Origin of the sequence: Nocardioides sp. CPCC 205120 (assembly GCF_048654585.1) — a bacterium.
GTDB lineage: Bacteria > Actinomycetota > Actinomycetes > Propionibacteriales > Nocardioidaceae > Nocardioides.
This window is the reverse complement of sequence record NZ_JBMCYY010000001.1, coordinates 1,292,208-1,314,750: the sequence shown is the minus strand read 5'-3', so window position 1 is coordinate 1,314,750 and position 22,543 is coordinate 1,292,208. Positions and strand designations below refer to the sequence as shown.

Genomic DNA, 22,543 nt, shown 5'->3' with positions numbered 1-22,543 from the left:
ACCGTCCGCGTGTCCGCCGCCCGGGGGTCAGGGCCGGGGGTCAGGGCCGGGGCGCGCCCTCGCCCGGGGCGCGGTGGTTCGTGGGGCACGCGTCGTTGGTGCACACCCGCTCGTCCACCGTCGGGTCCGCTCCCCCGACCACACCGTCCTCGGGGCCGACCGGCCCGTCGCCCGTCTCCCGGTCGGGCTCGTGCGGCCGCAGCCGCACCGCCGCGCCGCACTCGGCGCAGGGCTCCACGTCGCCGTACACGTCCCACCTCCCTCGAACGGGGTCGTCCCCGCCGCCCGATCCTAGATCGGTCGACGGGGACGACGGGGACGACGGGTCGTGCGGGTCGTGCGGGTCCCGGGCGCCTCAGGCGCCGGTGGTGCTGCTCGGCGGCGGCTCGTGCGCCGCGTGCGGGAACGGCGTGCGCGCCGGCCCCGCCAGCTCCTCGGCGTAGTTCGCCAGCAGCGCCAGGTTCCGCTCGTCGAGGTGGTCCCAGCGCTGCGGGACGCTCGAGCCGGGCGTCAGCGACGCCATGGCCGTGGCGGGCGTCAGGCGGGCGCTGACCCAGCACTCGTGGCTGGCGGCGCGCGCCACGACCTCGGCGATCGGGGTCACGATCATCGAGTTGCCGAAGTACGGCGAGCCCGCCGGGTCGAGGCCCGTGGCGTTGGTGCCGACGACGTACACGTGGTTGTCGTAGGCCCGGGCGCGGGTCGTCAGCTCCCACAGGTCGGCGCTGCGCAGCAGGGCCGAGGGGCGCGCGATGATCTCGGCGCCCTTGACCGCGTTGATGCGCGACAGCTCCGGGTAGTCGCCGTCGAAGCAGATGATGAGGCCGATGGTGCCGATCTCGGTCTCGACCACCGTGACGTGCTCGCCGGGGGTCACCCAGCCGCCGCGGTTGACGTCCTCGCTGCAGAAGGGGTGGGTCTTGTGGTAGGTCCCCAGCACCGTGCCGTCGGGGCCCGCGAGGTGGGCGGCGTTGTAGACGACGCCGCGCTGCTCGCCGGGCTCGTAGGCGCCCCACACGAGGTGGATGCCGAACCGCTGCGCGAGCTCCGTGTACGGCGCGGTGCCCGCCCCCGGGGCCGCCTGCAGCAGGTCCCACAGCTCGTCGGGGCCCATCGCGGGGCCGAAGCCGGTCGTGACCGTCTCGGGCAGGACGACGAGCTCGGCGCCCGTCGCCTCGACGGCCCGCTCCACCCAGTCGAGGGCGCGCTCGGTGTTGCCGGCGACCGTCTCGACGCTGAGCGGCCGGTGGTCCGGCGCCACCTGGACGGCGGCCACGGTCACGTCGCGCATCAGCGGGCCCTCCGTCCGAGCAGCGAGCCGACGACGACGCCGACGAGCACGAGGCCCGCGCCCGTCAGGGCACCCTTGAGGAACTGCTCCGAGGAGCCACCGCCCGCCGCGGACGCCGACGGGGCGGGGGCGCCGGGCCGGGAGAAGGTGCGCGGCGCCTCGGCCGAGCCGGCGGCGACGGGGGCGGCGCCGGCCGCCCCGCCCTCGCGGGTCTCCTCCGGCGACTGGTCGGTCGCGCTGATCGCTCCCACGGTCGGACCGGTGGCCGGGCCGTTCTGCAGGTGGTCGTCGACGGCCTTGAAGAACTCGGCGGCCAGGCGCTTGCCGACCGAGGCGAGCATGCGCTGGCTGACGCCGCCGATCATGCCGCCGACGACGGCGTCCGCGACGAAGCGGATGAGGGTGCCCTCGCCCTGGGTCTCCATGTCGACGTCGACCTCGACCTGGATGGTGCCCGGGCCGCCGGCGCCGGTCGCGACCATCTTGAGGTAGGCCGGCTCGCGCTTGTCCTTGAGGTGGACCTCGCCCTCGTAGGTGCCGCGGATGGCGGCGACGCCGGCGCTGATGGTCATCCGGTAGGAGTCCTCCGCCACCGCCTCCAGCCGCTGGCAGCCGGGGATGGTCGCGACCAGCACCTCGGGGTCGTTGAACGCCGCCCACAGGGCGTCGATGTCGCTGGTCAGGGTGGCCTCGCCGGTGACCTTCACGGTCGGTCCTCACTCTCTGTCGGTGCTGCGGGGAGGGACGCCGGGTCCACCCACCGGGTGCTCGCCGTGCCCGGCATGGTGTTGACCACCGGCTCGGGGTACGCCGCGGCGCGGCGCAGGTCGAACAGCTCCGAGGGCGAGATCGGCATCCGCACGATCGGGATGCCCTCCGCGTCCTCGATGGCGGCCGCGATCGCGGCGCTCGTCGGGATGACCCCCGCCTCGCCCGCGCCTTTGATGCCGAGCGGGTTGAGGGGGGACGGCGTCTCCAGGTGGTCGATCTCGATGCTGGTCGGCACCTCGGAGACGTAGGGCATGAGGAAGTCCATGAACGACGCGTTCGCGAGCTGCCCCGCGTCGTCGTACGCCATGACCTCGTAGAGCGCGCCGCCGACGCCCTGCGCGACGCCGCCGTGGATCTGGCCCTCGACGATGCGGGGGTTGACCATGCGGCCGCAGTCGTGGACGACGGCGTACTTCAGGATGTGGATCTCGGCCGTGTCCGGGTCGGTCTCCACGATCACGGCGTGCGCGCCGGCCGCGAAGGTCGACGCCGGCGGGGAGTAGTAGTCGGTCTCGTCGAGGCCCGGCTTGTCCCCCGGCGTGATCGGCGGCTGCGAGTAGTCGACCGGCCCGCCGCTGAACTGCGTCGCCGCCTTGCTCGCCTCGTCGAAGGCGTAGCGCAGCGGGTTCGACAGCACCGCGACGGTGCCGATGCCGACGGCCGTCGACGGGTCGCCCTTGACCTGCACCTGGCCCTCGACGATCTCGAGGTCGCCCGGGTCCGCCTCGAGCGCGTCCGCCGCCAGCTGCAGCGTGCGGTCGCGCACCTTGCGGGCCGCGAGCGCGATCGCGCTGCCGCTCATCACGGCGCCGCGGGAGGCGAACGTGCCCACCGAGTAGCCGAAGCGGCGGGTGTCGCCGGTGGTGACGATGACGTCCTCGAACGGGACGCCGAGCTCGGTCGCGACGATCTGGGCGAAGGCGGTCTGGTGGCCCTGGCCCTGCGAGGTGATGCCCGTGGCGACCTTGACCTTGCCCGACGTCAGCACCTGCACGTGCCCGCCCTCGTAGGGGCCGGGACCGGTGCCCTCGACGTAGAACCCGAGGCCGATGCCGACGCGCCGGCCCTCGGAGCGCGCCTGGGCGCGGAACTCCTCGAACTCGTCCCAGCCGACCAGCGCGCGCAGCTTGTCGGCCAGGCCCGGGTAGTTGCCGGAGTCGTACTTCAGCGGCCGGCCGTCCTGGAACATGAGGCCGAAGTCGACCGGGAACTCGTCGGGCTGGATGAAGTTCGCCTCGCGCACCGCGAGCCGGTCCTTGCCGAGGTACTGCGCGATGCGGTCCATCGTGCGCTCCATCGCGTACACGCCCTGCGGGCGGCCGGCGCCGCGGTACGGCGTCACCAGCACGGTGTTCGTGTAGAGGCTCGTGAACGTCACGCGGTAGGCACCCGGCTTGTACGGCCCGAGCAGCTGCGTGGAGGCGTTGATCGGCACGATGAGGCCGTAGGGGATGTAGGCGCCGTGGTCGTGGAGGATGTCGACCTCCATGCCCAGCACGCGGCCCTCGTCGTCGAACCCGACGTCCACGGTGAGCAGCTGGGCGCGCTCGTGGGCGCTGGAGACGAAGTGCTCGCGGCGGTCCTCGGTCCACTTCACGTCGCGCCCGAGCCGCATCGACGCCCAGGGGACCATGATCTCCTCGGGCCACGGGTGCACGATCTTCACGCCGAAGCCGCCGCCCACGTCGGGCGTGATGACGTCGACCTGGGTGAGGTCGAGGCCCAGCTTGGCCGAGACCGCGCCGCGCACGCCGGTCGACGTCTGCGTCGCCGTCCAGAGCGTCAGCTTCCCCTCGTGCCGGTCCCAGCGCGCGTGGACGCCCTTGCCCTCCATCGGCATGCAGGCGCTGCGCTCGATGTCCCACTCGAAGGTGAGCCGGTGCGGGGCCTGCGCCACGGCGGACGCGGCGTCGCCGTACGACTGGGTGGAGACGGCCGCGGCGTTGCCGGGCACGTCGTCGTACACGAGCTCCTCGGCGGCCGCCGCCTTGCGCAGGCCGACGACGGGCTTGAGCACCTCGTAGTCGACCTTGACCAGCGCGACGGCGTCCTCCGCGACGTAGCGGTCGCGGGCGACCACCATCGCCACGGCCTCGCCGACGTGGTTCACCGCGTCGCGCGCCAGGGCGTAGCCGGTGCGCGGGTGGGTGAGGTCGGGGTGCGGGATGAGCAGCGGCAGCGGCTCCGCGGCCGGGCCCGCGAGGTCGTCCCACGTGTAGACGGCGACGACGCCGTCCACCTCGTAGGCCTCGAACGGGTCGATGTCGCGGATCCGCGCCCGGGCGTGCGGGCTGCGGACGAAGGCGGCGTGGAGCGTCCGGTCGTCGCCGATGTCGTCGACGTACCGGCCCTTGCCGGTGACGAGCCGGGGGTCCTCGACCCGCTTGACGGGCTCGCCGAAGCCACGCGTGGTCACTGGGCACCGCCCTGCGTCGCGGCGGCGGGGGCGTCGGGCCGTGGGCCGCGGTCGGCGGCCGGGGCGTCGCCCGCCGCGCGCTCGCGGGTGAGCTCGGCGGCGCGCAGCACCGAGGCGACGATGTTCTGGTAGCCCGTGCAGCGGCACAGGTTGCCGCCGATGGCCTCGCGGGCCTCCTCGGGCGTCGGGTCGGGGTTCTCCGCCACGAACGCGCTGATCGTGGTGAGGAAGCCGGGGGTGCAGAAGCCGCACTGCAGGCCGTGGCAGTCCACGAACGCCTGCTGCGTGGGGCTGAGGGTGCCGTCGGGCTCGGTGAGGCCCTCGACGGTGGTCACCTCGTGCTCGTCGGCGGAGACGGCGAGCATCAGGCAGCTGCGGACGGGCTCGCCGTCCAGCAGCACCGTGCAGGCGCCGCAGACGCCGTGCTCGCAGCCGACGTGGGTGCCGGTGAGCTCGAGGTCGGTGCGCAGGGCGTCGCAGAGCGTGCGGCGCACGGGCACGTCGAAGCGGCGCGGCACCCCGTTGACCTTCACGCGGATCTCCGCGTGCTGCTCGCCGACCTGGCCCGTGCCGTGGCTGGTGCTCGTCATGCCCGTCCTCCTCGCGTCGTCGGTGCGGTGCCCGCGTGCTCCGGTGCCTGCCCGGCCGCCCGCTCGGCGGCCTCCCGGGCCAGGCGCTGCGTCAGCACCGCGGCCAGGTGGCGGCGGAAGTCCGCACTGGCGTGCAGGTCCCCCGCGGGGTCGATCAGCTCGCGCACCCGGTCACCGAGCGCCGGGTAGTCCACGTCGTCGTACGTCGTGCCCGCGACGGCCCCGGTCAGGTCGACGACCTCCGGCACGTCGCTCACCGAGACGAACGACAGGCGCAGGGAGGTGAACCGGTCGGCCTCGTCGAGCTCGGCGACGACGGCCAGGCCGCACATCGCGTAGTCGCCGTGGCGCCGGGTGATCTCGTCGAAGGCGGTGCCGGCGCGGCCGGGCACCGCCGGGAAGAAGGCGGAGACGGCGAGCTCGTCGTACCCCAGGACGGACTCCATGGGGCCGACGAAGAAGTCGGCGGCGTCGATGGTGCGCTCGCCGCGCACGGAGCGGGCCACGACCTGGCCGCCCAGGAGCGCGAGCACGACGGGCATCTCGGCCGAGGGGTCGGCGTGCGCGAGGCTGCCGACGGTGGTGCCGCGGTTGCGGATGGTGGGGTGCGCGACGTGGCGCAGGGCCTGGCCCACGAGGGGGACCCGGACCGCGGTCTCGGCGTCGCGCTCGAGGCGCGCGTGGCGCACCAGGGCGCCGACGCGGACGCCGTCGTCGGTGACCTCGAGGTCGCCCAGCTCGGGCGTCAGCTTGTTGATGTCGACCAGGTGCGCCGGCGCGGCCAGGCGCATGGCCATGACGGGCACCAGGCTCTGGCCGCCCGCGAGCACCTTGGCGTCCACGGAGTGCTCGGCGAGCGTCTCCAGGGCCTCGGCGACCGTGCGGGGGGCGTGGTAGGTGAACTTGGAGGTCTTCATGCTCTCCCTGTCCGTGAGGGGAGACCCGCCGTGCGGCGGGCCTCCCCGGAGGTGTGACGGTGGCGTTCCGGCCAGGTGCGGCCGGTCCGGTCAGTGCGCCGCGGGGCCTCCCGGGCCACGGTGGCCCGGCGAGCCCGGCGCGTCCGGCGAGCCCGGGCCGCCGACCCGCTCGACGGGCCCGGCCTCCCGGAGCCGCGCCGGGGCGGCCGCCCGCACCGCGTGGTAGGCCACGATCGTGACGATCGTGCCCAGCGCGATGCCGGTGACGGAGAAGTCGTCGCTGAACTTCAGCGAGACGTCGCCGATGCCGATGACGAGGCCGGCCGCGAGCGGGACCAGGTTGACGGGGTTGCCGAAGTCGACGCGGTTGTCGACCCAGATCTTGGCGCCGAGGAGCCCGATCATCCCGTACAGGACCACGGTGATGCCGCCGAGGACGCCGCTGGGGACGGCCGAGACGGCGGCACCGAACTTCGGCGAGAAGCCGAAGACGATCGCGACCAGCGCGGCCACGTAGTAGGCGGCGGTGGAGTAGACCCGGGTCGCCGCCATGACGCCGATGTTCTCGGCGTACGTCGTGGTCGGCGAGCCGCCCACGAAGCCGGCGAGCGCGGTGCCCACGCCGTCGCCGATGAAGGCGCGGCCCATGTAGGGGTTGAGGTTGCGGTTCGTCATCTCCTCGACGGCCTTCACGTGGCCGGCGTTCTCCGCCACGAGCGCGATGACGCCCGGGACGATGAGGAGGATGAAGGTCGCGCTGAAGCTCGGCAGGTGGGCGCCCGACAGGACGGTCCCGTCCGCCTGCGTGATGCTCTCCGGCAGGCCGATCCACGCGGCGTCGCCGACGGCGCCGAAGTTCACGCGGTCGGCCTCGGTGCCGTCGGCACCGGCCAGCGGGCCCGCGACGACGTCGAGGACCCAGGACAGCGCCGTGCCGAAGACGAGGCCGAGGAGCACCGCGATCCGCGACAGGAAGCCGCGCACGACGACGGAGACGACGATGACGAAGATCATCGTGGAGACCGCCACCCACTGGTCCGCGGGCCAGTAGAGGTCCGCCACGACGGGCGCCAGGTTGAAGCCGATGAGCATGACGACCGCGCCGGTCACGGCCGGCGGGAGCACGCGGTTGATCATCGAGCCGCCGACCAGGTGGACGCCGATGCCGATGACGACGAGGAGCAGGCCGGCGACGAGGATCGCCCCGGTCACGTCGGAGCTCTCACCGCCCTGCGCCCGGATGGCGCCGGCAGCCGCGACGAACGCGGCGCTGGTGCCCAGGTAGGACGGGATCTTGTCGTTGACGATCAGCAGGAACAGGATCGTCGCGATGCCCGACATGAGGACCGCGAGCTGCGGGTTCAGCCCCATGATGATCGGGAAGACGAACGTCGCCCCGAACATCGCGACGACGTGCTGCGCACCCAGCCCGATGGTCCGGGGCCAGGACAGCCGCTCGTCCGGTGCCACGACCGCCCCCGGTGGCGGGGTGGCACCCCCTTCGTACAGCTTCCACTTCAAGGCCATCTTGCTTGTCTCCTCTCGGGCTGGCACGCGAAGCGTGTCCAGGAGTGGCCCGCTCAGCCGTGTCGTTCGACGCGGGTTGTGGCCTCTGCCACACGCGCGGCGACGCCGAGCCTACGGAGAGCGACCGGGCACGTCGTCATCAGTGTCTGCCAGCGTCGACCCCCAGGCGTTGTGGACATCTGCGAACGGCGCGTGATGGTGGTCACCGGGAGGACCGGTGGTGTTCACCCGGGGTACCCCCGTCACGGGCCCTCGGGTGGGCCTGCTCGGCGCCCGGCTCGCGGCCCGTCGCCGTGCGCAGCTTGAGCGCCTGCAGGGCGACGGCGACGTTGAGGCGCAGGTGGGCGTCGGTGGTGAACGGCCCGATCATGCGTTCCAGCTTCGAGATGCGGTAGCGCAGGGTGTTGTAGTGGAAGAGCAGGTGGCGCGCGGTCTCGGCCACGTTGAGGTTGTGGTCGAGCAGCGCCTGCAGCGTCGTGCGCAGGTCCTCGTTCTCCGCGCCGTCGCCGGCGAGCTCGCCGAGGGTGTCGCGCACGAAGCCGGTGAGCTCGTCCGGGTCGGAGACCAGGCTCAGCAGCCGGTGCACCCCGAGGGAGTCGAAGTGCGCGAGCGCCCCCGGGCCCTGGAGCCAGCGCCCCACCCGCACGGCGCTGCGGGCCTGCTCGTAGGCCGCGGGCAGTCCGTCGACGTCGGTGAACACGCGGGACAGGCCCGTGCAGAACGTCCGCCGCCCACCGCCCCCGTCGCCGCTGACGCGGGTCACGAAGGGGCGCACGAACCCCTCGACCTCGCCGGCCCGGGAGGGGTCGAGACCCACGACGGCGACGACCTCGTCGCTGAGGCTCACCACGGCGGCCCCGGGGTCGTGGGTGCGCACCACGGAGCGCCACGCGGCCGAGAACCGGTCCTGCGGCGGCTGGAGCCCGTCGGCGGGGCGGTACGGCGGGGCCGGCTCGTCGTGCTGCGCGACGACGACCACCATGGGCCGGTCGAAGTCCCAGCCGAGCATCCCGGCGTGCGCGACCACCTCGTCGCGCGGGCCCGCCGTGCCGGCGAGCACGTCGCGCAGGAAGTCGCCCTCGTACTTGCTCTCGACCGCCGCCAGCTCGCGCTGCTTGGTGATGCTGAGCGCCACCACGGTCGCGGCCCGCTGCAGCGCGTGCTCGTCGCTGCGCGACAAGGGGTGGACGGTGGCGGTGGCGACCATGCGCCCGTGGTCGTGCCGACCGGCGACGACCGGCACGACGATCCGCTGCCGCCCGCCGCCGTCGCTGAAGCCGTAGGAGAGGTCCTCCACGCGCACCCGGCCCGTGGGGTCGCGCTCGAGGCCGTCGTCGAAGGCGTCCGGCGCGGTCGCGACGTCGACCTCGCTCGAGCGGTCGGTCTCGACGAGCACGCGGCCGTCGGCGGTGGTGACGAGGATGCGGGCACGCACCAGGCGCGACACGTGGTCGGCGACCTCGGCCAGACCCTCCCCCGCCACGATCCGCTGCAGCAGCTCGTGGTGGAGGCGCTCGGAGCGCGCGAGCAGCACGCTCTGGCGGTCGAGCACCTCCGACAGCACGACGGTGAGCACCTCGTCGAAGCCGAGGTCGGGCAGGGTCAGCACCGGGAAGGCGCGCCGGTCGGCCTCGGCCAGGACGGCGGCCGGCAGCGACTCGAGGTAGCGGCCCAGCTTCACCACGAGGCCGGCGGCGCCGCGCTCGTCGAGCGCGGCCACGAGGTCGACGAGGGCCTCGGGGTTCCCGCGCAACGGGTACCCCGTCGTCAGCAGCAGCTCGCGCTCGCGCACCCACGGAGCGATGTCGGGCACCTCCATGACGTTGAGCCGCTCGATGCGGCGCCCCAGCCCGGCGGCGCCCGCCACGCACGTCGTGCCCGCCAGCTCCGCCAGCTCGGTCATCTCCGCCACCGAGATGCCGTAGTCCCACGACTCCTCGACCGGACGGTCGAAGGGGGTTGGGAACATCTGCGAAGACTCGCTGTGATCCTTGGCACTTTCGTACATGGGGGGACCGTACCCGTCCCGGCTAGCGTCCGACGGGTGACCTCCGCCGCGACCGCCGACCTCGCCCTGGCGGGCCGGGTCGCGGGCCCGCCCCGCCCGCTCCGCGTGCTCGTCGCGGCCCGCGCGGCGGCGTACCTCGGTGAGGCGGACCGCCGCGGCGGGGCCGTGTGCGCGGTCGTCGACCACGGAGGTGTCGCCGTGCCGGACGCGCTGGTCCTGCCGCCCCACCGCTCGTGGACGGCGGTGCTCGCCTCCCACGTGCGCGGCGGCCGGCCGGTGCTGCTCGGCGGCGGTCTCCTCTCCTGCGGTCCGCACGAGGTGCGGGTGCGCGTGGCCGCGGACAGCCGCGTCGCCGTGCCCGACCACGCGACCGGGACGCCCCGCGCCCTCGCCGCCCGCGCCCTCGACCGCCTGGCCCTCCGGCCGCTCCCGACCGACCCCCACGCCGTCGCGGCCCACCGCTGGACCGGCGACCGCGCGACCCCCGAGGCCCTGTGCGTCGACGCGCCCGCGCTGCTCGGCCGCGGGCCGGGCCTCACCCCGTCCGGCGACGACCTGTGCGCCGGCGCCCTGCTCGTGCACCGCCTGCTCGGCACGCGCGGCACCGACGAGGCGGTCGCGACCCTGCTGGAGCGCGCCGAGGGCCGCACGACCACGCCGTCGGTGCTGCTGCTGCGGGCCGCGGGCGAGGGGCGCGCCGCTGCCCCGGTACGCCGCGCGGTCGAGGCCCTGCTCGCCGACCACGTCGAGCTGGGCGAGCTCGAGGCCGCCCTCGACGGGCTGCTCGCCCTCGGGCACACCTCCGGCGCCGACCTGGCCGCGGGCCTGCGCGCCGGGCTGACCGCGGTCGCGGCGCCCCCCGCCGCCGGCCCCACCCACGAACGCACCACCCCCCTGCCGTCCACCGAGAGGAACTGCGCATGACCGCGACGACCGGCGTCCACCACGTCGAGACGAGACGAGGTCGCTACGTCGACTCCGTCTCGCTCATGCAGGTCTCCGCGACCGTCGCGGCGGTCGAGGGGGTCGACAAGGCCCAGGTGGCGATGGCCACCGAGCTCAACCTCGACGTGCTGACCGGCATGGGCTTCGAGATCCCCGAGGGCACCGGCCCCAACGACATGGTCGTGGCCATCGCCGCCCGCGACGAGGACGCGGTCGCCGCCGCCCTCGCGGCGGTCGAGCAGGCGGTCGCCGCGATCGGCACCAGCACCGGCGCCGGCGGGTTCGGCGGCGAGCCCGAGGCCCGCACCACCCGCTGGGCCGTGGAGCGCACGCAGGCGTCGCTGGCCGTCATCTCGGTGCCCGGCGAGCACGCGTTCGCCGAGGCCCTCGGCGCCCTCGAGGAGGGCGCCTCGGTGCTGCTGTTCAGCGACAACGTGCCGGTCGAGCAGGAGGTCCGCCTCAAGGACCTGGCCGCCGAGCGTGGCCTCCTCGTCATGGGTCCCGACTGCGGCACCGCCGTCGTCGGCGGTGTCGGCCTGGGCTTCGCCAACGTGCTGCGCCGCGGCCCCGTCGGCATCGCCGCCGCGTCCGGCACCGGCGCGCAGCAGTTCACCAGCCTGCTGCACACCGCGGGCGTCGGCGTCTCCCACTGCCTCGGCCTGGGCGGGCGCGACCTCTCCGAGGCCGTCGGCGGCCGCTCGGCCCGCGCGGCCCTGGCGGCGCTCGACGCCGACGAGGGCACCGAGGTGATCGTCGTCGTCTCGAAGCCCCCGCACCCGGACGTGGCCCGCGACCTGCGCGAGCACGCCGGCACCCTGTCCAAGCCCGTCCACTTCGTGCTGCTCGGCCCCGGCCAGCCCACGATCACCGCGGGCGTGGAGGGCGTGCTCACCGCGCTCGGCGCCGAGGTGCCGACCTGGCCCACGTGGGGCGTGCCCGCCGAGGCGCCCGCGGTCACCGGCCACCTGCGCGGCCTGTTCGCCGGCGGCACCCTGTGCGACGAGTCGATGCTCATCGCCGAGGAGACGCTCGGCGACATCCGCTCCAACATCCCGCTGCGGCCCGAGCTCGCCCTGCCGGGCGACCTGCGCCACGACGGGCACCTGATGATCGACTTCGGCGACGACACCCTGACCCAGGGCCGTCCCCACCCGATGATCGACCCGGGCCTGCGCCTGGCCCGGCTCGCCGACGAGGCGGCCGACCCGGCCGCCGGCGTCGTCCTGCTCGACGTCGTGCTCGGCCACGGAGCCCACGCCGACCCGGCGGCGGAGCTGGCGCCCGCGGTGGCCGCGGCCCGCCGTACCGCCGGCGAGGGCGGGCGCGAGCTCGCCGTCGTGGTGTCCCTGTGCGGCACCGACGCCGACCCGCAGGGCCTGGCCGCCCAGGCGGAGGCGCTCGCGTCCGCCGGTGCCGCCGTCTTCTCGTCCAACGCCGACGCGACCCGCTACGCGGTCGCCCTCGTGAGCGGAGCCACGCGATGACCACCCTCCCCCTGCTCGACGGCACGCCCTCGGTGGTCACCACCGGCGTCGCCCTCTTCTCCGACGCGCTGCGCACGCAGGGCGTCGACGTCACCGAGGTCTCCTGGGCCCCGCCGCCGGCGGGCACCTCGACCGCCCTGGCCCGCGTGCTCGCCGACGCGCGGCGCGAGGAGGCCAACCGCCTCGCCGCCGAGCGCATGCTCGCCGCGAGCGCGCACCTCGTCGACGTCCGTCCCGCGGGCGAGGCCCTCGGCCTGGCCCCCGGCCAGTTCCTCCACGCCGGCCCGCCCATCACCTGGGAGCGGGCGTCCGGCCCGATGCGCGGTGCCCTCATCGGCGCCGTGCTCTTCGAGGGCCTCGCGTCCACGCCCGACGAGGCCGAGCAGCTGCTCGCCTCGGGCTCGCTGTCGTGGGAGCCGTGCCACCACCGCGGCGCCGTCGGACCGATGGCCGGCGTCGTCAGCCCGTCCATGTGGGTCTTCGAGCTGACCGACCCCGCCGACGGCCGCACGTCGTGGTGCTCGCTCAACGAGGGCCTCGGCAAGGTGCTGCGCTACGGCGCGTACGGCGAGGACGTCATCACCCGCCTGCGCTGGATGAGCGAGGTGCTCGGCCCGGCGCTGCAGGCCGGCGTGCGCCGCGCCCGCGACCGCGGCGTCGAGCTCGACATGCTCGCGATCATCGCCCAGATGGTGCAGATGGGCGACGAGGGCCACAACCGCAACCGCGCCGGCACGCTGATGCTCATGCGCGACCTCCTGCCCGACGTCATCGAGAGCGGCGTCGAGCCGGCCCGCCTCGCCGAGGTCGTGCGGTTCGTGGGCGGCAACGACCACTTCTTCCTCAACCTCGTCATGCCCGCGTGCAAGCTCGTCACGAGCGCCGCCGCCGGCATCCCGGGCTCGAGCGTCGTGACCGTCATGGCCCGCAACGGCACGGACTTCGGCATCCAGACCGCCGGCACCGGCGACACCTGGTTCACCGGCCCGGCGCAGACGCCCGAGGGCATGTACCTCGGCGACTACGGCCCCGAGGACGCCAACCCCGACATCGGCGACTCGGCCATCACCGAGACCGCCGGCATCGGCGGCTTCGCCATGGCGGCGGCCCCGGCGATCGTGCGGTTCATCGGCGGCGAGGTCGGCGACGCGCTGACCGCGACGCGCCTGATGTACCAGGTCACGACCACCGAGAACCAGCGCTTCGGCGTGCCGATCCTCGACTTCCGCGGGACCCCCACCGGCATCGACGTCACCAAGGTCGTCGAGTCCGGCGTGCTCCCGCAGATCAACACGGGCATGGCGGGTCGCGTCGCCGGGACCGGCCAGGTCGGCGCCGGGCTCGTCACCCCGCCGATGGAGTGCTTCGAGGGCGCCATCGCCGCCCTCGCCGACGCCGCACCGCCGCTCGGGTGAGCCGGACCGGTCGGCTCGCGGTCGTCGCCGCCCTCCTGGCGGTGGCCGCGAGCACCCGGTCGCCCCTCACCTCCGTGCCGCCCCTCGTGGGCGACCTCGACCGCGCGCTCGGCCTGAGCAGCGTGGCCGTCGGGCTCCTGACGGCGCTCCCCGTGCTCTGCATGGGGGCCCTCGCCCCGGTGGCCACGCTGCTCGCGGTGCGTCTGGGGCTCGACCGGGCCATGACCGTCGGGGCCGTCGCGATCGCCGTCGGCACGGCGGTGCGGCCCTGGGGCGGTGTCCCGCTGCTGTACGGCGGCACGTTCGTCGCCGGCGCCGGCATCGCCGTCGTCGGCGCGCTCCTGCCCGGGGCGGTCAAGCGCCACTTCCCGCGGCGCCCGGGCGCGATGACCGGCGCCTACATGGCGGCGATGATGACCACCGCCACCCTGGCCGCGGCGCTCGCCGTACCGGTCTCCGGCGCCGCCGGGTGGCGCGTCTCCCTCGGCGTGTGGGCGCTGCCCGCGGCCGTCGGCGCCGTGTGGTGGGTGCTGCGCGTGCGGGGCACCGCGCGCCCGGCCGCCGCCGCGGTCGCCGAGGCCGGTCCGGTCGGGGCCGGTGCGGGCGGTCCGGTGGGTGCTCCGGTGGGCGGCAGCGCCCGGCTGCCGTGGCGCAGCCCGACCGCCTGGCTGGTGACGGCGTACCTGACGACCAGCTCGGTGATGTTCTACTCGCTGCTCGCGTGGGTGGCGCCCTCCTACGTCGACCGCGGCTGGAGCGACGGCGCCGCCGGCCTCCTCCTCGCCGGGTTCAGCGCGGCGCAGCTCGGGGCAGCGCTGCTGGTGCCGCTCGCCGTCGACCGGGTGCGCGACCGGCGGGGGCTCTACGCGGCCGCCGGCGTCGTCAACGTGCTCGGCCTCGTCGCGCTCGTCGTGGCGCCCGAGTGGTCGCCGTGGGCCGTCGTGCTGCTGCTCGGGTTCGGCAACGGCGCCGCCTTCACGCTCGGCCTCACCCAGCTCGTCGAGCACGCCGCGACGTCGCACGACTCGGCCCGGCTCGCGGGCATGGCGTTCCTCGTGTCGTACCTCGTCGCCGCCCTCGGCCCCACCGGCGTCGGCGCGTTGCACGACGCCGCCGGGTCGTGGACCCCGCCGTTCGTGCTGCTCGCCGTCGTCGCCGTGGCCCAGGCCGCGACCGCCGCCGGCCTCGGCCCCGCCCGCCGCGTCGGCGCCGAGGGCGTGGAGCGGGGCTGAGCCGCGGGCCCGGATCGCGGCGATCGTGCGCTGATCCGCCCCGTGGGCCGGTTCCCGAGCCCGTTCGCCGCGATCCGTGCACCCGCCCGGCGGGGACCGGGCGTGGTTTCAAGGGGTGCTGGCGCACCCACCTCAACCACCGAACGCGGTGCTAGCGCACCCACCTCAACCACCGAACGCGGCGCGGGCGCACCCACCTCAACCACCGAACGCGGCGCGGGCGCACCCACCTCAATTACCGACTGCACCGAGGACCCGCCTCGGCCACCGGCCCTCGAAACCACGGGGACGTAGGCGCTCCGGGGCGGGGTCAGCCGCCGGAGCCGGCGGGGCTGTCGGGGGGCGGGTCGGCGCGGAGCAGGCCGGAGTGGATGGGGCCGTCGAGGTCCGTCAGGGGGCGGCCGCCGCCGCCGCGGTGCAGGCTCACGATCTCGGCGGCGATGGACACCGCGGTCTCCTCGGGCGTGCGGGCGCCGAGGTCGAGGCCGATGGGCGAGCGCAGGCGCGCCAGCTCGTCGTCGCCGAGCCCCGCCTCGCGCAGCCGGCGAACCCGGTCGGCGTGGGTGCGCCGCGAGCCCATCGCGCCGACGTACGCCGCGGGGCCGCGCAGCGCGACCTCGAGCAGGGGCACGTCGAACTTCGGGTCGTGGGTGAGCACGCAGAGGACGGTGCGCTCGTCGACCTCGGTGCGCCCGAGGTAGCGGTGCGGCCAGTCGACGACGACCTCGTCGGCCTCGGGGAAGCGCTGCGGGGTCGCGAACAGGGGCCGGGCGTCGCACACGGTCACGTGGTAGCCGAGGACCTTGCCGACCCGCACGGTCGCGCGGGCGAAGTCGATGGCGCCGAACACGATCATCCGCGGCGTCGGCGCGAACACCTCGACGAGCACGGTCACGTCGTCCTCGAGCAGCTGGCCCTGCGGGCCGAGCGCCAGCGTGCGGGTCTCCCCCACCGCCAGCAGCGCCCGCGCCTCGGCGGCGACGACGGCGTCGAGACCGGGGTCGCCGAGCCCGCCGGCGGTCTCGTCGGCCCACACCGCGAGCCGCGCCCCGATGGGCGCCGGACCCGCGAGGACCGTCACGAGCGCGACCGCACGGTCGGCGTCGATGCTGTCCGCGACGGCCTCGAACACGGGGAACGACGCGGCGTCGACGGGGGTGACGAGCACGTCGAGGATGCCGCCGCAGACCAGCCCGACCGCGATGGCGTCGTCGTCGGAGACGCCGAAGCGCTCGAAGTGCGCCTCACCGGTGGCGATGGCCTCCTGGCCCAGCTCGTACACCGCGCCCTCGACGCAGCCGCCGGAGACGGAGCCGACGACGGTGCCGTCCGGGCCGACGGCCATCGTGGCGCCGGCCGGCCGGGGTGCGCTGCGCCAGGTGGCGGCGACGGTGCCGAGCGCGAACCGCTCCCCCGCCTCCCACCACCGCCGGGCGTCGGCGAGCACCTCACGCACGATGACCTCCTGGGGTCGGGACCAGGACGGGGGCGGGCGCACGCCCGCGCCCGCCGGACGCGATCTCGTCGACGAGCGCCTCGAGCGCCTCGACGCTGTGGCCGTCGACGAACGCGTCGACGTGGGGCAGGGCGGCGCGCAGGCCCGCCGTACGCGGCTCGTAACCCGGCCGGGCCCGGTTCGGGTTCACCCACACGACGCGGTGCGCCAGGCGGTGCAGGCGCTCCATCTGCTCCCCGAGCAGGCGCGCGTCGCCGCGCTCCCAGCCGTCGGAGAAGACGACGACGACGGCGCCGCGGGCGGTGCCGCGCTGCCCCCACCGGTCGAGGAACCACTGCAGCCCCTCGCCCAGCCGGGTCCCGCCGCTCCAGTCGACGACCCGGCGGGCGACCTCCTCGGTCGAGCTCTGCGGGTCGGGCGAGCGGAAGGCGCGGGTCAGGCAGGTCAGGCGCGTGCCGACCGAGAACACCTCGGCGCTCGGCTGCGACCGCACGAGCGCGTGGGCGAAGAGCAGGTAGGTCTCGGCGTACCGGCTCATCGAGCCCGACACGTCGAGCAGCAGCACGGTGCGGCGCGGACGCACCCGCGGGCGGCGGTGCGACCACCGCACGGGGTCGCCGCCCGTGCGCACCGCGTCGCGCACGACGCGCCGCAGGTCGACGCGGCCGTGGGCCGCGGACCGGGTACGACGCGAGCGGCGCAGCGCGGGCCGGTGCGCCAGCCGCGTGACGAGGTGGGCCACGAGCTCCTTCTCGTCGGGGTCCAGCGCGGCGACGTCGCGGCAGCGCAGCACCTCGACCTCGCTGGAGGTCGGCGGCGCCGTCGCGGCGGCGGGGTCACCGGCGTCGGCCTCGCCGGGCACCGGCACGTCGCGGTACGTCGGGACGGTCACCGTGCGCCGTACGTCGCCCGCCCACTCGGCGCGGGAGAACCAGAGGTCGAACACCTCGTCGTACACGCGGAGGTCGTCGGGGCGCTGGCACAGCGTGACGCGCCCGGCCCAGTAGGTGGCGTGGCGCTCGGGCGCGCCGAGGGCGGCGAGCGCGGTGACGGTGGCGGCCACCCCGCCTGCGGGCACGTCGACGCCCGCGCGGCGCAGCGCGGTCGCGAGGCCCGTGAGCTCGGCGACGAGGTCGGGCGGGGCCGGGGAGCCCTCGCTCACGCCGACTCCCCCAGCAGCTGGGCGAGGTGGGTCGCGACGCGCTGCTGGTCCTCGCGGTACTTCAGCACGGCGCCGAGCGTGCGGGCCGCCGTGGCGACGTCGACGCGGGTGGCGCCCAGGGCCTGCAGCGCGACCGCCCAGTCGATCGACTCCGAGACCCCGGGCGGCTTGAGCAGCTCGGTCTCCCGCAGGCGGGCCACGACGCGTGCGACGCCCTCGGCGAGCTCGGCGCTCGCGGCCGGCACCGAGCGCTTCACGATCTCGACCTCGCGGGCCAGGTCGGGGTGCTCCACCCAGTGGTAGTAGCAGCGGCGCTTGAGCGCGTCGTGCACCTCGCGGGTGCGGTTGCTGGTGACGACGACGACGGGCGGCACCTCGGCGCGGACCGTGCCGTACTCGGGGATGGTCACGGAGAAGTCGCTCAGCAGCTCGAGCAGGAACGCCTCGAACTCGTCGTCGGCGCGGTCGAGCTCGTCGACGAGCAGCACCGAGGGCCGCTCCAGCGAGCGCAGCAGCGGGCGGGCCAGCAGGAAACGGCGGCTCCACAGGTCGTGCTCGAGCGCGTCGTGGTCGGCTTCCCCGGCCGCCTCCAGCGCGCGGACGTGCAGCAGCTGGCGGGGGTGGTCCCAGTCGTAGAGCGCCGCGGCGGCGTCGATGCCCTCGTAGCACTGCAGGCGCACGAGGTCGCGGCCCAGCACCTGCGCGAGCGCGGTGGCCAGCGAGGTCTTGCCCACGCCCGGCTCGCCCTCGAGGAACAGCGGCCGCGACGTGCGCCACGCCAGCCAGGCGGCCGTCGCCGTGCCCGGGTCCGCGAGGTAGCCGACGTCGTCGAGCCGGTGCGTCAGCTGCTCCACGTCGTGCGGCCCGTCCGGCTGGTCCAGCACGTCCACGTGCCACCTCTCCCTCGAACTCGTGGCCCCCGCCCCGCCCGCACCGGGCGGCGCGTCCGTCCACCCTAGGTCGGGCTGTGACCGCGTTCACCGCCGACCGTTGCCAACGGGTCCCGCGCGGCCTTGGCGCCTTCTGCCAACGTCCCCGCCGCCCCTCCCGGACGCCGCCCCACGGCGCGCGCCCGGCGACCCCTTGCGACTATCTGCCCAAGATCGCGCTGAGATCCGGCGATGTTTGACGAAGCCCTGGTCACTCCGTTCGCGGTTCAATGCCGTGAACGCACCAACGAACCTGGAGGCTGCATGAGCGCCACGCGTCGCATCCGTATCGGCATCGACACCGGTGGGACCTTCACCGACGTCGTCGCCGTGGACGAGGAGACCGGCGAGCTCGTCACGACCAAGACCCCCTCGACGCCGTCGAACCCCGCTGACGGGTTCCTCAACGGCATCGACAAGGTGCTGGGCCTGCTCGGCCTGGACGGCGACGCGGTCACGGCCGTCAGCCACGGCACCACGGTCGCGACGAACAAGCTGCTCGAGGAGAAGGTCGAGAACCTCGGTTTCATCACCACCGAGGGCTACGGCCACCTGCTCGAGATCGCCCGCCAGTCCGTCCCGGACGGCTACGGCAACTCGTACTTCTGGGTGAAGCCCGACCGCATCGTCCCCGTGGACCTGGTCCGCACCATCGGCGGCCGCCTCGCGGTCGACGGCGCCGAGGTGCGCCCGCTGGTCGAGGAGGACGTCGTCGCGGCGGCGCGGTACTTCCGCGCCCGCGGCGTCACCACGATCGGCCTGTCGTTCCTCAACTCGTACGCGAACCCCGTGCACGAGGAGCAGGCGCTCGCGATCCTGCAGCGCGAGTACCCCGAGGCCGACTACTCGCTGTCCTCGCAGGTGCTGCGCGAGTACCGCGAGTACGAGCGGAGCGTCACCACGCTCGTCGACGCGGCCGTGAAGCCCAACATCCGGGCCTACGTCAACAACATCACCGAGCGGCTGAACTCCTTCACCGCGCAGGCCGGCTCAGGCGAGGCCGCCGGCGAGCACCGCGAGGTGCCGTTCTACGTGATGAAGTCCAACGGCGGCGTGCTGTCGGCCGAGGAGGTCGTGCGCCAGCCGATCACCACGGTGCTCTCCGGCCCGGCCGCGGGCGCCCTCGGCGCGGCGGTCATCGCGCAGCGCGCGGGCTTCGACAGCGTGCTCACCTGCGACGGCGGGGGTACGTCGACCGACGTCACCGTGGTCGTGGACGGCCACCCGGCCCTCACCACCGAGGGCACGGTCGGCCCGTACCCCAGCAAGATCCCGATGATCGACGTCGTCACCGTCGGCGCCGGCGGTGGCTCCATCGCGTGGATCAGCCCCGAGGGCACCCTCAAGGTCGGCCCGCAGTCGGCGGGCGCCGACCCGGGCCCCCTGTGCTACCGCAAGGGCGGCACGGAGCCGACCATCACCGACGCGCACGTGCTGCTCGGCCGGATCCCCCCGCACCTGCTGGGCGGCGAGATCCCGCTCGACGTGGACGCGGCCCGCGCCGGCATCACCGACGTGGCCGGCAAGCTCGGCCTCGGCGTCGAGGAGGCCGCGGACGGCATCCTCGAGATCTCGGCCTGGAACCAGGCCAACGCGCTGCGCCAGGTCACGGTGAAGCGCGGGCTCGACGCCCGCGACTTCCACATGGTCACGTTCGGCGGCTCCGGCTCGCTGCTCGCCTGCCGCCTCGTCGACATCCTGGGCCTCAAGGGCGTCATCGTGCCGCTCAACCCGGGCAACACCTCGGCGTACGGGCTGCTCACCGTCGACGTGCGCAACGACTACGTGCAGACGGCGATCAGCAAGCACGACGACCTCGACCGCCCGCGCGTCGACAAGCTGCTCGCGTCGCTGGCCGCCGAGGCCGACGAGGCCCTGGCCCGCGAGGGCTTCGAGCCCGCCGAGCGCCAGTTCGTGCGCAGCGCGGACCTGCGCTACGTCGGCCAGGCCTTCGAGGTCCGCGTGCCGGTGCCCGAGGGCCCCGTGGACGACGCGCTCGTCGAGGCCGTCGCGGACGCGTTCCACGCCGAGCACAACAAGCTCTACGGCTACGACTTCCGCGGCGACTCCTCGCAGCCGGTGGAGTGGGTCAACCTCCGCGTCTCCGGCATCGGTCCGATCCGCAAGCCCGAGCTGCGCGAGATCGCCGCCGGCAGCGGCGTCGAGGGCGCCGTCACCGGCACGCGCAAGGTCTACTTCGACGACTGGTACGACGCGCCCGTCGTCGCCCGCGCGAAGCTCGGCGCCGGCGACGTCGTCACCGGCCCGGCGATCGTCGAGGAGTTCAGCTCGACCGTCCCGCTGCACCCCGGCTTCAGCGCCGAGGTCGACCGCTTCGGCAACCTGCTCATCACCCGCAAGGAGTCCCTCTCGTGACCAGCGACGTCCTCCCCACCCCCGCGGCCGGCGGCTCCGAGACCGGCGCCCGCGTTCCCGGCGCCGAGACCGAGGCCCCGACCGTGGTGGGCGTGCGCGCCCCCGGCGGGGACGCGCCGTACCGCCTGACCGAGGGCGTCGACGTCGACCCGGTCGTCGTCGAGATCGTCGAGGGCTACCTGGCGTCGGTCGAGCAGGAGGTCGAGACCTCCATCGGCCGCACCAGCCGCTCGCCGATGATCCGCGACGCCCACGACTACCGCGCGGGCATCCACGACAAGCACGCCCGCAAGCTCACGGGCCGCTCGTACTCGGCGCTCGTGCAGCCGGTCATCCGCGACTACCCGGTCGAGACGATGAAGCCCGGCGACGTCTTCTTCCACAACGACGTCTACCTGTCCGAGGGCGGCATCGGGCACCTGCCCGACCTGTGCATCACCGCGCCGGTCTTCCACGACTCGGGCGACGGCCCCGAGGTGGTCGCGTTCGTGCAGGCCTTCGGCCACCACGACGACATCGGCGGCTCGGTGCCCGGCTCGATGCCGAGCACCGCGACCAGCGTGTTCGAGGAGGGCCTCATGGTCCCCCCGATCAAGCTGTGGGACGGCGGCGTGCCCAACGAGTCGGCGCTGAAGATCATGACGCGCAACTCGCGCATGCCCGACTCGCTGGCGGCCGACCTCGACGCCGAGTGCTCCGCCTGCCTGCTGGGCGCGCGCCGGCTCACCGAACTGTTCGCCCGCTACGGCCGCGACCAGGTCTTCGCCGCGTTCGACGCGATCCTCGACAAGACCACCGAGACGTTCCGCCGCGAGATCCTCTCCAAGATCCCCACCGGCACGTTCATCTGGGAGGACTACGCGGAGCAGGACGGCGTCGACGACCCCCAGCTGCACACGCAGCGCATCACGCTGACGAAGGAGGAGACGGGCGGCCCGGACGGCGGCCCCCGCCTCGTCATCGACTTCACCGGCACGGCGCCGCAGGCCAAGGGGCCGATCAACCACTGCGGCGACTACGCCGACGGCGCCTTCCTCAAGAAGTGGATCGCCCCGATCCTGCGCAACCTGGCCGACACCCCCGAGCGGATGGCGGAGCTCGACGTCAACGAGGGCATCGCCCCGCTGATCGAGATGCGCTTCCCGCCCAAGGGCACGCTGCTCACGCCCGAGTTCCCGGCGCCGACGAACGCCCGCACGTTCGTCATCCTGCGTCTGCTCGGCGTGCTGTCGGGCGTCGTGGCGAAGGCCGTGGACGGCCGCATGCCGGCCGACCAGGAGACCATCCGCTACACGGGTGTCTACGGCAACGACCTCGAGGGCAACCCCTACCTCATGCGCGAGGTGCTGGGCGGCGGCTCGGGCGGGCGCTACTACGCCGACGGCGAGGACACGATCCACGTCGTTCCCGACTCGCGGAACCTGCCGACCGAGTTCACCGAGTCGCGCTTCCCGTTCCGCGTGGAGAGCCTCGGCCTCGCGCTCGACTCGGGCGGCGCGGGCCAGTTCCGCGGCGGCCTGGGCTACGAGAAGCAGATCCGCATGCTCGCCGACGCCCACTTCATGTCGATCGCCGACCGCTCGATCCTCGCCTGCTGGGGTGTGAAAGGCGGCAAGGCCGGCAAGTCGTTCCAGGTCACCATCGACCCGGGCGGGCCGGACGAGCGCGAGGTGGACGCCCTGGTCGACGCCGTCGAGGTCAAGGCCGGCGAGGTCATCCGCATCCGCACGACGGGTGGCGGCGGCTGGGGCGACCCGCTCGACCGCGAGCCGGCGTCGGTGGCCCGTGACGTGTGGTGGCGCAAGGTGTCCGTCGAGGCGGCGCGCGCCGACTACGGCGTCGTGCTGACCGGCGAGCTCGACCCGGAGGCCGTCGAGGCCCCCGCGGTCGACGTGGAGGCGACGGCCGCGCTGCGGGAGCAGATGCGCTCCGAGCGCGACGCCGACGCGCCGTTCTTCGACCGGGGTCCGGGCTACGCCCTGCTCTCCGGTGGAGCCACCGCCTCGCCGTACGACTACCTCTGA

The 22,543-nt window shown here is 74.6% G+C and carries 17 protein-coding genes; 6 read left to right on the top strand and 11 right to left on the bottom strand.

What is annotated here, in order from left to right:
- Window positions 1-40: 40 nt before the first annotated feature.
- The 8 genes from ACOACO_RS06145 to ACOACO_RS06110 form a co-directional block, all read right to left on the bottom strand.
- Window positions 41-250, bottom strand: a complete 210-nt coding sequence (locus tag ACOACO_RS06145; RefSeq protein ID WP_420295356.1) for a hypothetical protein — start codon at window positions 248-250, stop codon at window positions 41-43.
- Window positions 251-355: 105 nt separating this feature from the next.
- Complete coding sequence (locus tag ACOACO_RS06140) at window positions 356-1,291, bottom strand: carbon-nitrogen hydrolase family protein (RefSeq protein WP_420295355.1); 936 nt, start codon at window positions 1,289-1,291, stop codon at window positions 356-358.
- Entirely contained in the window at window positions 1,291-1,998 is a 708-nt protein-coding gene (locus ACOACO_RS06135; protein ID WP_420295354.1) for a CoxG family protein, read from the bottom strand. The genes ACOACO_RS06140 and ACOACO_RS06135 overlap by 1 nt, the downstream gene beginning before the upstream one ends.
- The gene (gene cutA, locus ACOACO_RS06130; RefSeq protein WP_420295353.1) at window positions 1,995-4,478 is read right to left on the bottom strand and encodes an aerobic carbon-monoxide dehydrogenase large subunit; all 2,484 of its coding nucleotides are present in this window, start codon (window positions 4,476-4,478) and stop codon (window positions 1,995-1,997) included. Before cutA ends, ACOACO_RS06135 begins: the two co-directional genes overlap by 4 nt.
- Window positions 4,475-5,068: a (2Fe-2S)-binding protein gene (locus ACOACO_RS06125; RefSeq protein ID WP_420295352.1), complete on the bottom strand. Its 594-nt coding sequence runs from the start codon at window positions 5,066-5,068 to the stop codon at window positions 4,475-4,477. Before ACOACO_RS06125 ends, cutA begins: the two co-directional genes overlap by 4 nt.
- The gene (locus ACOACO_RS06120) at window positions 5,065-5,985 is read right to left on the bottom strand and encodes an FAD binding domain-containing protein (RefSeq protein WP_420295351.1); all 921 of its coding nucleotides are present in this window, start codon (window positions 5,983-5,985) and stop codon (window positions 5,065-5,067) included. Before ACOACO_RS06120 ends, ACOACO_RS06125 begins: the two co-directional genes overlap by 4 nt.
- A 90-nt stretch (window positions 5,986-6,075) precedes the next feature.
- Window positions 6,076-7,512 (bottom strand): uracil-xanthine permease family protein, encoded by a 1,437-nt coding sequence (locus ACOACO_RS06115; RefSeq protein ID WP_420295350.1) that lies wholly within the window; start codon window positions 7,510-7,512, stop codon window positions 6,076-6,078.
- Between the two features lie 202 nt (window positions 7,513-7,714).
- Window positions 7,715-9,481, bottom strand: coding sequence for a PucR family transcriptional regulator (locus tag ACOACO_RS06110; protein ID WP_420295349.1), 1,767 nt, complete (start codon window positions 9,479-9,481; stop codon window positions 7,715-7,717).
- Between the two features lie 75 nt (window positions 9,482-9,556).
- On the opposite strand from ACOACO_RS06110, the gene ACOACO_RS06105 reads away from it, so the two are divergent.
- From ACOACO_RS06105 to ACOACO_RS06090, 4 genes are read left to right on the top strand one after another with little or no spacing between them, the layout of a single operon-like run.
- A complete protein-coding gene (locus ACOACO_RS06105) occupies window positions 9,557-10,444 on the top strand; it encodes a DUF2877 domain-containing protein (protein ID WP_420295348.1) in 888 nt (295 codons plus the stop codon).
- On the top strand, window positions 10,441-11,949 hold the full coding sequence (locus tag ACOACO_RS06100; protein ID WP_420295347.1) for an FdrA family protein: 1,509 nt from the start codon (window positions 10,441-10,443) through the stop codon (window positions 11,947-11,949). Before ACOACO_RS06105 ends, ACOACO_RS06100 begins: the two co-directional genes overlap by 4 nt.
- Window positions 11,946-13,364 carry a DUF1116 domain-containing protein gene (locus ACOACO_RS06095; RefSeq protein ID WP_420295346.1) on the top strand — a complete coding sequence of 473 codons (1,419 nt, stop codon included), beginning with the start codon at window positions 11,946-11,948 and terminating at the stop codon, window positions 13,362-13,364. Before ACOACO_RS06100 ends, ACOACO_RS06095 begins: the two co-directional genes overlap by 4 nt.
- Window positions 13,361-14,596, top strand: coding sequence for an MFS transporter (locus tag ACOACO_RS06090; RefSeq protein WP_420295345.1), 1,236 nt, complete (start codon window positions 13,361-13,363; stop codon window positions 14,594-14,596). Before ACOACO_RS06095 ends, ACOACO_RS06090 begins: the two co-directional genes overlap by 4 nt.
- 310 nt (window positions 14,597-14,906) lie before the next feature.
- On the opposite strand, the gene ACOACO_RS06085 is transcribed toward ACOACO_RS06090, so the two are convergent.
- The 3 genes from ACOACO_RS06085 to ACOACO_RS06075 are packed head-to-tail and all read right to left on the bottom strand — an operon-like array spanning window position 14,907 to window position 18,104.
- Complete coding sequence (locus ACOACO_RS06085; protein ID WP_420295344.1) at window positions 14,907-16,052, bottom strand: XdhC family protein; 1,146 nt, start codon at window positions 16,050-16,052, stop codon at window positions 14,907-14,909.
- Window positions 16,045-17,214: a vWA domain-containing protein gene (locus ACOACO_RS06080; protein ID WP_420295343.1), complete on the bottom strand. Its 1,170-nt coding sequence runs from the start codon at window positions 17,212-17,214 to the stop codon at window positions 16,045-16,047. Before ACOACO_RS06080 ends, ACOACO_RS06085 begins: the two co-directional genes overlap by 8 nt.
- Window positions 17,211-18,104 (bottom strand): AAA family ATPase, encoded by an 894-nt coding sequence (locus ACOACO_RS06075; protein ID WP_420295342.1) that lies wholly within the window; start codon window positions 18,102-18,104, stop codon window positions 17,211-17,213. Before ACOACO_RS06075 ends, ACOACO_RS06080 begins: the two co-directional genes overlap by 4 nt.
- 303 nt (window positions 18,105-18,407) lie before the next feature.
- On the opposite strand from ACOACO_RS06075, the gene ACOACO_RS06070 reads away from it, so the two are divergent.
- Together ACOACO_RS06070 and ACOACO_RS06065 are read left to right on the top strand one after the other, a co-directional pair.
- A complete protein-coding gene (locus tag ACOACO_RS06070) occupies window positions 18,408-20,519 on the top strand; it encodes a hydantoinase/oxoprolinase family protein (RefSeq protein ID WP_420295341.1) in 2,112 nt (703 codons plus the stop codon).
- Window positions 20,516-22,543, top strand: coding sequence for a hydantoinase B/oxoprolinase family protein (locus ACOACO_RS06065; RefSeq protein WP_420295340.1), 2,028 nt, complete (start codon window positions 20,516-20,518; stop codon window positions 22,541-22,543). Before ACOACO_RS06070 ends, ACOACO_RS06065 begins: the two co-directional genes overlap by 4 nt.

Bases quoted from the DNA above. Each gene is read 5' to 3' on its own strand.
- ACOACO_RS06140 (WP_420295355.1), bottom strand. From the start codon at position 1,291: ATGCGCGACGTGACCGTGGCCGCCGTCCAGGTGGCGCCGGACCACCGG.
- ACOACO_RS06125 (WP_420295352.1), bottom strand. From the start codon at position 5,068: ATGACGAGCACCAGCCACGGCACGGGCCAGGTCGGCGAGCAGCACGCG.
- ACOACO_RS06120 (WP_420295351.1), bottom strand. From the start codon at position 5,985: ATGAAGACCTCCAAGTTCACCTACCACGCCCCCCGCACGGTCGCCGAG.
- ACOACO_RS06115 (WP_420295350.1), bottom strand. From the start codon at position 7,512: ATGGCCTTGAAGTGGAAGCTGTACGAAGGGGGTGCCACCCCGCCACCG.
- ACOACO_RS06110 (WP_420295349.1), bottom strand. From the start codon at position 9,481: ATGTTCCCAACCCCCTTCGACCGTCCGGTCGAGGAGTCGTGGGACTAC.
- ACOACO_RS06100 (WP_420295347.1), top strand. From the start codon at position 10,441: ATGACCGCGACGACCGGCGTCCACCACGTCGAGACGAGACGAGGTCGC.
- ACOACO_RS06095 (WP_420295346.1), top strand. From the start codon at position 11,946: ATGACCACCCTCCCCCTGCTCGACGGCACGCCCTCGGTGGTCACCACC.
- ACOACO_RS06070 (WP_420295341.1), top strand. From the start codon at position 18,408: ATGAGCGCCACGCGTCGCATCCGTATCGGCATCGACACCGGTGGGACC.